This is a genomic window from Gilliamella sp. Lep-s35, from assembly GCF_009795845.1.
In the GTDB taxonomy this organism is placed as follows: Bacteria; Pseudomonadota; Gammaproteobacteria; order Enterobacterales; family Orbaceae; genus Gilliamella.
This window is the reverse complement of record NZ_WTEX01000036.1, coordinates 1-12,452: the sequence shown is the minus strand read 5'-3', so window position 1 is coordinate 12,452 and position 12,452 is coordinate 1. Positions and strand designations below refer to the sequence as shown.

The 12,452-nt window shown below is 34.6% G+C and carries 10 protein-coding genes; all 10 read left to right on the top strand.

From position 1 onward, the window contains the following. The first annotated feature begins 205 nt into the window (after nt 1-205). The 10 genes from GQ590_RS11225 to tssE all read left to right on the top strand — a co-directional run bounded on the left by GQ590_RS11225 (nt 206) and on the right by tssE (nt 12,298). Nucleotides 206-874, top strand: coding sequence for a hypothetical protein (locus tag GQ590_RS11225; RefSeq protein WP_160409058.1), 669 nt, complete (start codon nt 206-208; stop codon nt 872-874). A gap of 203 nt (nt 875-1,077) precedes the next feature. Then, nucleotides 1,078-1,749, top strand: a complete 672-nt coding sequence (locus tag GQ590_RS11220) for a hypothetical protein (RefSeq protein WP_160409056.1) — start codon at nt 1,078-1,080, stop codon at nt 1,747-1,749. 268 nt (nt 1,750-2,017) lie between these two features. Beyond that, nucleotides 2,018-2,290 carry a PAAR domain-containing protein gene (locus GQ590_RS11215; protein ID WP_160409054.1) on the top strand — a complete coding sequence of 91 codons (273 nt, stop codon included), beginning with the start codon at nt 2,018-2,020 and terminating at the stop codon, nt 2,288-2,290. Beyond that, entirely contained in the window at nt 2,290-3,525 is a 1,236-nt protein-coding gene (locus tag GQ590_RS11210) for a hypothetical protein (RefSeq protein WP_160409052.1), read from the top strand. The genes GQ590_RS11215 and GQ590_RS11210 overlap by 1 nt, the downstream gene beginning before the upstream one ends. Further along, the gene (locus tag GQ590_RS11205; RefSeq protein ID WP_160409050.1) at nt 3,512-6,847 is read left to right on the top strand and encodes an ImcF-related family protein; all 3,336 of its coding nucleotides are present in this window, start codon (nt 3,512-3,514) and stop codon (nt 6,845-6,847) included. The genes GQ590_RS11210 and GQ590_RS11205 overlap by 14 nt, the downstream gene beginning before the upstream one ends. A 20-nt stretch (nt 6,848-6,867) precedes the next feature. Further along, on the top strand, nt 6,868-8,478 hold the full coding sequence (gene tssA, locus GQ590_RS11200) for a type VI secretion system protein TssA (RefSeq protein WP_160409034.1): 1,611 nt from the start codon (nt 6,868-6,870) through the stop codon (nt 8,476-8,478). Nucleotides 8,479-8,565: 87 nt separating this feature from the next. Next, entirely contained in the window at nt 8,566-10,329 is a 1,764-nt protein-coding gene (gene tssF, locus GQ590_RS11195) for a type VI secretion system baseplate subunit TssF (protein WP_160409032.1), read from the top strand. Next, nucleotides 10,293-11,354, top strand: coding sequence for a type VI secretion system baseplate subunit TssG (gene tssG / locus GQ590_RS11190; RefSeq protein WP_160409029.1), 1,062 nt, complete (start codon nt 10,293-10,295; stop codon nt 11,352-11,354). Before tssF ends, tssG begins: the two co-directional genes overlap by 37 nt. A 2-nt stretch (nt 11,355-11,356) precedes the next feature. Continuing rightward, nucleotides 11,357-11,872 (top strand): type VI secretion system lipoprotein TssJ, encoded by a 516-nt coding sequence (gene tssJ, locus GQ590_RS11185; RefSeq protein WP_160409027.1) that lies wholly within the window; start codon nt 11,357-11,359, stop codon nt 11,870-11,872. After that, nucleotides 11,873-12,298 (top strand): type VI secretion system baseplate subunit TssE, encoded by a 426-nt coding sequence (gene tssE / locus GQ590_RS11180; RefSeq protein ID WP_160409025.1) that lies wholly within the window; start codon nt 11,873-11,875, stop codon nt 12,296-12,298. Nucleotides 12,299-12,452: the final 154 nt, after the last annotated feature.

Genomic DNA, 12,452 nt, shown 5'->3' with positions numbered 1-12,452 from the left:
AAATTTATTTTAATCATTAAGTTGCTTGTTTAAAAATAAATAATTTAGCGCATTATCAATTAAGTTATGACACAGATAGCCAAGGCAATAAAGCGCTCCCTTATCTGCTTTCTTATCAATATAAGGTGGTCAGCTGGTTTGATGAGCTAGTCGATAATGTGGGTGGTGTCATAGAATAAAGCAATCAAAAAAACAGGTAATAATCATGAACAATAAAAAACATAAACATTTACTTTTAAGTAGTAGTTTAATCCTATTATCGCTACTGACGGGTTGTGATAACACCGATTATAAAACCCGAATTCAGGAAGAAAATGACGACATTAATCCCAATGGTAATAGAGCTGTTTGCCTAAGAGTTGGCAAACTATTCAATAATATGTATCCCTACACGATTCAATATCTGGAAGGAGAGATAGACCCCAAAGATCCATGGGATAAAATTAGACAGAATAATAGACTTAATTTAAAACTATCCTTGTTTGCCAAAGAAGGATTATTTACCGAAGAATTAGTCGGTTATGACGGTGATAAACCGCTATATCGTTATGATTTAACCGATGAAGGCCGTAAATATATTGATAAAAGATGGTCGGGAGGCACCAATTTCTGTTTTGGTCGAGTGGTAGTGGAAAAAATAGTGAAAGTGGATCATCAATGGAAAGATAAGCCAATGGTGATATTTAGTTACCATATGGATAATGTGCCTAACTGGATAAAAAATCCGGAGATTTATCGCTTATATAAAGGTTTTGGCAGTATGGAAACGGTAGTCAAAGGCAATAAACTGGCAAAGGGCATTCATTACTACAGCATAAAAAGTGATGGCACTTTAAAATTATCTCGTGGTGTAAGTGGTGGACTTGTTTTATAAATTTATTTTAATCATTAAGTTGCTTGTTTAAAAATAAATAATTTAGCGCATTATCAATTAAGTTATGACACAGACAGTCAAGGTAATCAAGCCTTTCCTTATCTGCTTTCTTATCAATATAAGGTGGTCAGTTGGTTTGATGAGCTAGTCGATAATGTGGGCGGTGTCATAGAATAAAGCAATCAAAAAAACAGGTAATAATCATGAACAATCAAAAAATAAAACATTTAGTTTCAAGTTGTAGTTTAGTCGTCCTATTATCGCTACTAACCGGTTGTGATAACACCGATTATAAAACCCGAATCCAGAAAGAAAATGACGACATTAATCCCAATGGTAATAGAGCTATTTGCCTAAGAGTTGGCAAGATATTTAATGATATGTATCCTTATACCATACACTATCTAGAAGGCGAGATAAACCCCAAAGATCGGTGGGATAAGATTGCTGCAAATAATGATGTTAATTTAAAACTCTCCCTATATGCCAAAGAGGGATTATTTACTGAAGAGCTAGTGGGGTATGATGGTGATAAACCACTGTATCGTTATGATTTAACCGATGAAGGCCGTAAATATCTAGATAAAGATTGGTGGGGTGGAACTAACTTCTGTTTTGGTCGAGTGGTGGTAGAAAGAATACAAAAAGTGGATTATCAATTGAAAAATATGCCAATGGTACATTTTAGTTACCATATGGAAAATGTGCCCAACTGGATAAAAAATCCGGAGATTTATCGCTTATACGAAGGTCATGGTTCAGTACAATCTATGGGGAAAGGTAAACGCCTTCTGACAGGTCTCCACTATTATTCTAAAAAAAGTGATGGAACTTTACGATTACGCAAGAGCGTAAGTGGTTTTTATATTTTATAACTTTCTTATCATTATTAGGTTACTTGTTTGAAACATGAATTACACGGCATGCTTTTTACTCAAAGTTAAAACAGATAGCCAAGGCAATAAAGCGTTTCTTTATATGCATTAAGTTATTGTAGGTAAATTAACTTTTACTATAAAAAAATAAAAACACAGTAAAATTAATTGGTTAAGAATATCATTTTGCAAAAAAATATTATTGTTTCTATAAAATTGGGTTAATATATGTAAAAAATTTAAGGAAATAATAAAGGAAATAAAAAGAATGAGTAATTTAAGAGGTGTGATTCGTCTTGGTGATGCAACAAATCATGGAGGAAAAGTTATCACTGCATCATCAACAATGAAAGTTTTAGGTATACCTGTAGCAAGGGAAGGTGATTTAGTCAGTTGCCCCAAAAAAAATCATGGAATTAACCCTATTATCGAAGGTGAATCAACTTTTACTGATCAAGGCAAAAAGGTTGCTTTAGACGGTCATAAAAGTGCATGCGGTTGTTCTTTAATCTCATCTGTACCAAAAGTAGGGAAAGGTTAATGCCAGTTGATTTAACATTATTATCTGATCCTAAACCTGAAGTAAAAAAATTTAATCGTTTGTTTTGGGGAGTTTTACTTCTGGTATTCATTTTGATTGGAACTATCATCACTATTGCTTTGAGTTTTAGTTATAGCGTTCCTAACGATCAGTTTATATCAGGAATAATTATTTATCCTTTATTGGCTTGGGTTTTGCTTTTTTTATATAACTATTATCTTTATGGTTATCGTAAAATTTATAATCGAGAATGGAATATTCGTCGTGAAACGCGTAAACAAGAATTGATTAATTATGCGCAACGAGGTTTATATGTTTTAGAGCATTCTCTTGTTACTGAATATGGTAAGTTTGAAAATGCCAGTAAATTAAAAGAAAACAAATTAGTCATGACTAAAAAGTCTCATCCTAAATCTTCTAGTGCGACGAATCATTCAAGTTTACCTATTCCTGATAATTGTACTAGTGATGATTTTTGTGAACGCTTAAAACCTATTTTTATCACATGGGAAGAGTTATTAGATGAAAAGCTAGCTTTAATTCCTCGTGATATAAAATTGCATGTGAGATTATTTGTTGAGCCAACAGAATCAAGCGATAAGATAACTAAATTATGGTCGAAAACATTAGGTAAAATTGTTCGCCGACCGTCAAGTATTATTATTGAAAATCCCAATAAATCAGATACCTTTATTGAATCATGGTTAGACGATAGCGATCATGATCATGAATTATTATTACTTATTACCGCCCGAATGTTTTATGCACCCACTGATAAAGATGGTGAATTTGCTTCGATGTTTTTGTTAGCAGGCGAAAAAGTTGATAAAAAACTGTTTCTTTTAAATGATCATCCATTTTTGATTAAAGTCCACCGTTGTGAAAAAAAATCCACACTCCCCCAAACAATTGATGATGCATTGCACTGGGCAAATAACATCGATTCAAATTTTGATGCTGTTTGGTTTAACGGTGTCTCATATGAATTAGAATCAATTATTAAGGATCATTTAAATAAAATCGAGTTTGAATCTGAAAATATTTTTAATATTGAATCTTCGATAGGTTATGCAGGCTGTTGTACTTATATGTTAGGGTTAGCATTGGCGATTGATAATGCATTTCTTACGAAAAATAAACAATTAATAGTAATAGGTAAGCCTAACCTTGTGGCTTCGGTTGTGTCCTGTTTGCAAGAAGAAAATAAGAGAAGTGAAAAAAATGAAAAAGTTTAGATTTGTTTGGATGATGTTGTTGCTAATAATTGCAATCGTTTTAATTTTTTTGATTTGGCAAGACACCTTTTCATTTTTGATTTGGCCAACTGAAAAAGTTATTGGAACTTTGAGCGTTTTAGTTATTGCGCTACTTCTAAGTCACATTGATAGTCTTACATATTGGGGTTTACTTAAAGTTTTAAAATTTACTTTCCGTGAAGATGATAAAACGAATATTGATATTGATACCAAAAAACAAAAAAAAGAAAGCGTTACTGATTCTTTTTTGGAACCAGTCAAATTTATGCGTCATCGTCATGGTCTTTTTTGGCGTTATAAAATTAGAAAGTGTCTTGTTATTGGATCATATGCTGATGTTGAGTCTGTATTCTCTAATTTACAAGACGATAAATGGCAATTATGTGATAAAACGTTGATGGTTTATGGCGGTGATATTGAACATGATCTTGATACATCTTGGTTATTGACATTAAAAAAACGTTTTTCTCGCTGTATTCCTTTTGCGGCTAAACCGTTGAATGCAATTATATGGGTAATGCCTAAATATTATCTTGACAGTAATCGACAACAGCAAGTGTTGGTTGAAAAGGCTTTACAACAAATAGAAGCATGTGACAAATTGTTGAAGTGGTCAGCTCCGCTCTATTTAGTTGCGCCACAAAATAGTGAATGGCATCAAGTAGGTCGTATCGAACAAAGTGTAGGCGTTATTTTCCCACTATTAAATCAAGAATCGTTGCAATCAGTCGACACGTCATTGTATAAATTGTCTCAAGAATGTTGTATACGAGGAATGCAACAAGTTAAAGGCTCAATTACTCACGATTTTTTATTAAAAATAAGTCAAAAATTAACTAAAGGTGATATTGAAAACATTAAGCGTTATTTGGGAATGTTTACAGCTTTTCCATATTCACCTTATGTTCGAGGGTTATTTTTTGTACCTCATCAAGTCTTTTCAGAACATGAAGAATTAAATTTTGATAACTATTTAGTGATGACCCCAACTTGGCAATCAATTAGTGATGATGCCAATGCACAGTTAGGAAAACGTATGGGCATTGATTGGGGAATGGTGTTTTGCATCTTTTTGCTTGGTGTTTCAACGCTTTTTGGTTTAGGTGCTTTAAACTCATATTTCCGAAATTCAACACTTATCAACGATAGTATTAAATTAGTAAAAAATGCGGATAGTTCGGTTCAACAAGACTTAACAACCAAATTACAAATCCAATTTGCATTACAACAACGTATTGAGCAGTTACTCTATCGTAAGCAACACGGTGCTCCATTTAGCTATCGATTTGGTTTGAATCATAATAATGAACTTTTGGGAAAACTGTGGCTTTCTTATCGAGTGACCAATTCCAGAAATATTGCAACGCCATTTCATAATCTAATGACAGATTATTTAACCTTGCTAACTGAGTTACCACCAGATAGTCCAGAGCGTTTGAAATTAGTCGATTCAGCTTATGATTTTTTAAAGGCTTATTTAATGTTAAGTCATCCGGATAAAAGCGATGGTATTTACTTAAGTCAATTCGCTTCACAAAAATGGCGAGCACCAGAAGGTATTAGTGATGGTGATTGGCAACGATTAATGCCAGATCTTATCCGTTTTTGGGGACAAGTATTAAAAAGTAAACCAGACTGGGCGCTTCAAGAAGACAAACGTTTGGTCAATGGCATACAAAAAATATTGATTAATAAAATTGGTGTTCAAAATGCCGTTAACACGCTTTATCAAAATATTATTCAGCGTGCAAGTCAACAATATACCAATCAAAATTTAAATCAATTACTTGAAGGAATTGATAGCAATATTCTCTTTATTAATGATGTTGAAGTTCCCGGTATTTTTACCCGAAAAGCATGGGAAGATACCATTAAAAATGAAATTAATAGTGCAGCTAAATCACGTAAAGAGCAAATTGACTGGGTACTGGGCGAAGATAGCCAAAGCAATTTAATTGCTTCAATATCTCCCGATGTTTTAAAACAGCAATTAAAAGATCGTTATTTTAGTGAATATGGAGCATCTTGGGCGTATTTTTTAAATAATATTCAATGGCAACCAGCTAATAATGTGTCTGATGTTATTGAACAATTAACTTTACTGGCTGATAATCGTCAATCACCTTTAATTGCATTAATCAATGTAGTTAAATATCAGTCTGAAGTTGATTATTCTGGCGATGGACTGTCAGATAATTTAATTCGTACTACACAGCAAATCATGGGCAAAAAGAACCAATCTGTTATTCCATTAGCAAATAATGAGGCTTCAGGACCTTTAACTGAAACTTTTTCACCTATCGTAAGCTTAATCAAAAATGAAAATAATAATAATCTTTCATTACAGACATATCTTTCACGAGTCACACAAGTACGCTTAAAATTGCAAAATGTTACCAATAGTGCAGATCCTAAAGCAATGATGCAAGGACTTGCTAAAAGTGTATTTAAAGGTACTTCAGTTGACTTGACCGAAACACGAGATTACGGAAATTTAATTGCCGCTAATTTAGGTAATGAATGGTCTGGATTTGGGCATAGTTTATTTAAACAACCGCTTGAGCAATCGTGGCAGGTCGTTTTAACCCCTGCGACTGAAAGTTTTAACGAAATTTGGCAAAATTATATTGTGCATCAATGGGAAAAGTCATTTGCGGGTCGTTATCCTTTCAAAAATAGTGAAAATGAAGCTTCGTTTGCTGAACTTGCTCGTTTTTTACGTAGTGATACAGGCATTATCGACAACTTTATCATAAATGAATTAGGTGGTGTCTTAGAAAAGAAAGGGGGCAGATGGGTTGTCAATACGGTGAATGCTCAAGGGCTTAATTTTTCACCGAAATTTATCAAAGCATTGGAGTTATTTAACGATTTATCATCTGAATTAATCACATCGGGTGATGTTAGTTTAGCCTTTGATCTAATGCCACGCAGTGGTAATAATATTGTCCGAACTGAATTAATAATTAATAAACAAAAATTAGAATATTATAACCAAGCACCAACTTGGCAACGATTCAATTGGCCTGGTGATGGTTATTCACCTTATTCACAGTTAAGTTGGAGTTCTGATGAAACAGGATTAAAGCTCTATGATTATTTCAATGGTGATTGGTCTTTGATAAGACTACTCGAAAAAGCATCAGTTAAACCACTTGATTCAAGTCGCTATGAGTTGGTTTGGAAAGTATCAGAGAAAGGTAGATTACGATATATTTTACGTACACAGTTGGGGCAAGGACCACTAACGTTATTAAAATTGCGTAACTTTACATTACCTAATAGAGTTTTTGAAAATTAATTAAATGATGGAAGATTATTATGTTTAGCCAATTGTTAAACCGTTTATTTGAATCACAAGATTCAAGTGAATCAGCTAAAAAAAATCTAATTTTACAGTGGGCTGATTGGCTAAAGCCAATTAGTCTCGATAAACCAACGGGTGAAGATTTAACCTATCACGATACTTTTCAGGAAATAAAAGAAGAAATCGCCAAGCTTTCCGGAATTGATTACGAGTTAGTTGCAATGGAAAGTGAAAATATCTTGAAGAAAAATAGTAAAGATGTGCGTGTTGTTACTTATTATTGTTTGGCTCGGTTACATCTTGATGGCGCCAATGGTTATGCCGAAGGTGTTGAAATATTAGCAGGTTTACTTGAAAAATTTGGAACATCTGTTTACCCTTCTCGGCATAATATTCGTAAAAATGCGATAGAATGGCTAGCAAATGCAAGGTTTCTTGAGCCACTTACCCAATTACAACCAATTTCAGAAAAGTGTCTTTCGCGAATTATTTTAGCACTAAATCAGATCGATAGTATTTGTCAAACGCTGTTTGTTGGTGAAACACTGGAACAAAAGCTTGAAGCGCCCGATCTTTCTGCGCTTGTTCATTTTTTTAGCAATAATTTAAAGCAACCCGTTAAAAGTACTCAACCAGAAAACGCATCATCATCTATGCCCGTTTCTGATTCAATGCCAGAATCTTTTCCAAAACTATCGGATGCTAAAATTAGTTCCCAACGAGACTTACTTGATCAAGCTCGCAAAATGGCTGCATTTTTAAGAGAGAAGCCAGAAGGATATCTTGCAGCAGGTCGTTTTTTACGAATATTACGTTGGGATACCATTGTCGATTTGCCTCCTGCAGATCATCGAGGACGAACTCGTTTACCAGCACCAAGAACAGAACTTAAACAAAATATTAGTCGTTTAATCATCCAACAACAATGGGCAGAGCTTTTTGAACGTGTGGAAGCGGCTTTTATGGAAGGTGCAAACCATTTTTGGCTTGATTTACAACGAGCAACAGTAATGGCATTACAGAAAATGGGGGCACCACATCAAGCTTGGGCGGACATATTTTTAGCGGATATTGGATTGATGCTTGAAAGATTAAACGGCATAGAACGGCTTTCATTTGATAATGGTACACCGTTTGCCGATGATGAAACGCTCAATTGGATTGCAACCAATGCGCGCATTCATCATTTAGATGAAGGCGACAGTATTGAGCCAATTTCGATTTCTGGCGAAAATGACTGGAATGAAATTGAAAAACAAGCGTTAGAATTGGCGCATAGTGAAAGTATTGAAAAGGCATTTCAGTGGTTGCAAAATTTACCTACTTTACGCTCGCCTAAACAACGTTATCTGCTGCAATATACGCAAGCAAGAGTCGCTGAGCAAATGGGTAAACAAGATATCGCTATGAAATTATTGCTTGGTCTCAATAGTCAACAGCAAACAATGACACTTTTACAGTGGGAACCAGAATTAATATTTGATGTTAAACGGTTTTTATTAAAACTAATGAAGCAAAAAAATCAACTGAAAGATAGCTTTAAACCCGAGCTTTCAGAAAAAATTGATTTGTTACAGCACGAATTAATGCAACTTGATCCAGCTAGAGCATTAAGTGTTATGTAGAGTTAATCAAGGACCTTATTAATGGGGTAGTTAGTTTCAGTAACGATATTACTAAACAGAATATATAAAAAAATAAAGAGATGAAAAATGGATGATTTAATTTTACGCTATTACGAATCAGAAATGCGGTATTTGCGAGAAGCAGGAAAAGAATTCGCCAAAATACATCCTGATAGAGCTAGTTTGTTAAACTTAGATCGTGTCGGTGATCGTGATCCTTACGTAGAGCGTTTATTTGAAGGGTTTGCTTTTCTAACTGGTCGTTTACGTCAAAAAATTGATGACGACTTACCTGAATTAACGGAAAGTTTAGTGACATTACTTTGGCCTCACTATTTACGACTGATCCCATCATTATCGATTGTGGAACTTACGCCAAATTATACGACATTATCACGTGAAGAAGTCATTCCAAAGGGATTGCAAGTGCAATCTGAGCCATTAGGGCATGTCGGTACACGGTGCCTATTTAGAACAACACAAGATGTCACTTTACGACCTCTTAAAATAAGCCAAGCAAGATTAGGGCTAAGCCATGATGGTCGTAGTATGATTACTGTTCGGTTGAGTATTACTGAACTGGCTGACTTTGAACAGTTGGATTTATCATGTTTACGTTTTTATTTAAATGCAGATGCCCCCATCGCATCAACACTACATCATGTTTTAACGCAGAAAGTTGGCTCAATTCACGTTCGTTACTCTGATGATCCTGAAACAAGAGTTTTGTTAAATGGTCATATTACCCCTGTTGGATTCAGCGAAGACGACCGCTTATGGTTAAAACCTGATAACGCATTTTCTGGCTATCAACTTCTACTTGAATATTTTGCATTTCGTGAAAAATTTATGTTTGTTGACTTACATGGTTTAAAAACAAGCAATATATCAGAAGCATGTACTTATATTGATATTGAATTGACGCTCAATCAATCATGGCCAACCGATATGCCTTTTGGAGATGATAATATTCGTTTGCATTGCGTGCCAGTCATCAATTTGTTTGATATGGAAGCCGATCCTATTGTAGTAAATCAGCTAGAAAGCGAATATTTACTTCGCCCTTTATTACGTCAAGATGGGCATGTTGAAGTTTATTCTGTTGAACATGTAGAAGCTATTACACGTGATGGACGTTATCGCTATGTTCCATTCACGAGTTTTAAACACCGTGGAGGTATGCTACGTCATGATGCGCCAGAAAGATATTATCATACTCGAGTAAGAAGAGGTGCTTCCGGTTTACATGACACATGGCTGATTTTGGGCGGTAAAATTTGGGATAAAAATGAAATGCTCGAAACCGAGACTTTATCGTTACGTATAACAGGTACTAATGGTATGTTACCTCGTAAAGCTTTACGTAATGCTCGAATTCATGATCTTTCTGACTCAAATGGTAATATTGCTAAAGTACGAAATCTTTGTTCTCCAACAATACCTTGCTATCCACCAACAGAGGATCGTTTTTATTGGCGTGTTCTTTCGCATCTTGCCCCAAATTATTTGTCACTAATGAATGCTGAAGTTCTACGAGGAACACTAGCATTATATGACTGGACAGATAACGAACTTAATCGTAGAAGATTAGAAGGTATCGTTGAAGTTTCTCATCGAATGATTAAACGTACAGTTAAAGGTATGCTGCAACGAGGTATTGAAATTGAAGTAACTATCAATAGTTTTCAATTTACCGGGGAAGGTGATGTAATACTGTTCGGTGAATTATTACATCAGTTTTTTGCTTTATATGCCGATGTTAATCTATTTACACAGTTGGTTATTATTAGTCTACCTACAGGAAATAAAATTGTATGGAACCAGAGCAAAACATCGAAAACAGTCCTTTAATGCAGATGCTTGAAAAGCAACTGCCAAAAATTAATTTTTATCGTTTTTGTCAGTTACTTGAGCAGTTATATGCAGACGAACCTATATTGGGTAAAAGCGAATCACCAGCTGCAGATCCGTTGCGTTTTGCTCCTTCAGTGGATATGTCTTTCCCAGCAAGTGAGCTGAAATATATAGAAAAAGCACCCTATATAAATCGTCCAACAACAGTTAGAACGCGTTTTTTAGGGTTGTATGGGGTTGATGCTGTATTACCGCTTGGTTTGCTTGACAAAATTATCCGGCGAGAAGAAAATTATCAATCCATGACTGATTTTTTGGATATGTTCAATCATCGGTTCATTACTCAATTTTATCGTATTTGGTTGAAGTATCATTATCCAGCATGTTATTTAAGTGGTGGGCGCGATCCAGTATCAAAATGTTTGTCTGGTTTAATAGGATTAGGTGTAAAAGGTACCATTGAACAAATAGGTACGCCACGATCTCGATATTTTGCGCTATTAGGGTTAATGTCTCAAAAAACACGAACAGCAGAAGGCATTATCGGATTAGTGCGTGTGATGGTCGATGATGCGCAAGTAAGTGTAAGCGAATTTTATCCTATTTGGCAGTCAATTGATTATCCAGCAAAATTAGGCGGTCAAGGGCCACATCGAATCGGATTAAATGGTGGTGCTGCATTGGGTTCACGTTTTAAAGAGTGTAATCAAAGTATTCATATTGTTATCACGCCTCAACACGAACATCAAATTGCTGAGCTATTGCCTGATGGACAATTATTTCATGATATTTTAGCTTTATTACGTGCTTATTTAGGCTATCGTGTAGATGCCAAAATAACGCTGTGTATTAAGCGAATTTTTCTACCCAGAAGCCAACTAAAATCAAGAAATAGCAGATTAGGATTAACTGCTTCATTTATTAAAACTGGCAGAAATAATCAACCTGTTGAAGACGAAATCAAAGTTTATTTGGGTGGCTATTCAGGTATTGATTATCAAGTATATCAATCAAGGGACTAAAAATGAGAATAATTAAAACATTACTTGTTAGTTTATTAATTATTTCGCTAATGGGGTGTGGTATAGCTCAAAGTGTAAGCGAAACGGCAGTTGAAATCAAGGATTCTGTTTTTAAATGGAATGTCAGAACATTACATTTAGATCTAAAAGCAAGAGCTGAATTAAATTCAGATGATGATGGGCGATCATCACCCGTTGTGATCCGAATTTATCAATTAAAAGATGCTGATAATTTTAACGCTGCTTCTTATCAGGAACTCGTTGATAATGATAGTGAAATATTACAAGAATCACTCATTGAAAGTAAAGAAGTTGTATTAAAACCAGATACATCTATTTCAATTGATACGCCATTTGATAAAAAAGCAGATGCAGTAGGCGTGATAGCGCTTTTCAAAGAACCGAATCTAAAAGATAACAGTTGGCGAATAGTATTGGAACGTGGTGATCTTTATATTACTGAACCACGCCAAATTATCGCTAGCCAATATAGCATTAAACTTATGGAAGAAAAGTAAATGAGTGCTTCATTATATGACATCTTATATGGCTATTTTGAGTCTGGTATTCCTATAGATGAAATAGCCGAAAATGAACAAACCATTATAAGTGTAATGGATAATATCGAGCGTATTCTAAATAGTCGGGTAGGGGCTATTAACCACATGCCTGATTATGGGTTACCGGACATGTCCATTATCTTTCAGGCATTACCGTCATCAGCTTACGTGTTAATGAGAGCTATAGAACAAACATTACTCATTTATGAGCCACGACTCGAATCGATAAATATCAATATTGATGAGAAAAATAAAGATTCTATGGTGCTTAGCTATGAATTAGTCTGTTATTTTAAAGAAGGTGGACTGGTCAAATACGGTACTTATTTTATGCCAGATGGCAAAGCACAATTAAGATACACCAAAAAAACGGCACAAAATTAATGAAGGAAAGATAAATAAAAAGCATAACAAACTGATTAATAATAAAATAGAAATAAATCGTTTACATCTTGTAAATACCCCCTAGTTAGTCCAAAACAGATGTAGAAAATTTTTGCTGTACTTTAAAACACCCAAAACTGTGTAAATTTTTTTT

Bases quoted from the DNA above. Each gene is read 5' to 3' on its own strand.
- tssA (WP_160409034.1), top strand. From the start codon at position 6,868: ATGTTTAGCCAATTGTTAAACCGTTTATTTGAATCACAAGATTCAAGT.
- GQ590_RS11220 (WP_160409056.1), top strand. From the start codon at position 1,078: ATGAACAATCAAAAAATAAAACATTTAGTTTCAAGTTGTAGTTTAGTC.
- GQ590_RS11210 (WP_160409052.1), top strand. From the start codon at position 2,290: ATGCCAGTTGATTTAACATTATTATCTGATCCTAAACCTGAAGTAAAA.
- tssJ (WP_160409027.1), top strand. From the start codon at position 11,357: ATGAGAATAATTAAAACATTACTTGTTAGTTTATTAATTATTTCGCTA.
- tssG (WP_160409029.1), top strand. From the start codon at position 10,293: ATGGAACCAGAGCAAAACATCGAAAACAGTCCTTTAATGCAGATGCTT.
- GQ590_RS11205 (WP_160409050.1), top strand. From the start codon at position 3,512: ATGAAAAAGTTTAGATTTGTTTGGATGATGTTGTTGCTAATAATTGCA.
- GQ590_RS11225 (WP_160409058.1), top strand. From the start codon at position 206: ATGAACAATAAAAAACATAAACATTTACTTTTAAGTAGTAGTTTAATC.
- tssF (WP_160409032.1), top strand. From the start codon at position 8,566: ATGGATGATTTAATTTTACGCTATTACGAATCAGAAATGCGGTATTTG.
- tssE (WP_160409025.1), top strand. From the start codon at position 11,873: ATGAGTGCTTCATTATATGACATCTTATATGGCTATTTTGAGTCTGGT.
- GQ590_RS11215 (WP_160409054.1), top strand. From the start codon at position 2,018: ATGAGTAATTTAAGAGGTGTGATTCGTCTTGGTGATGCAACAAATCAT.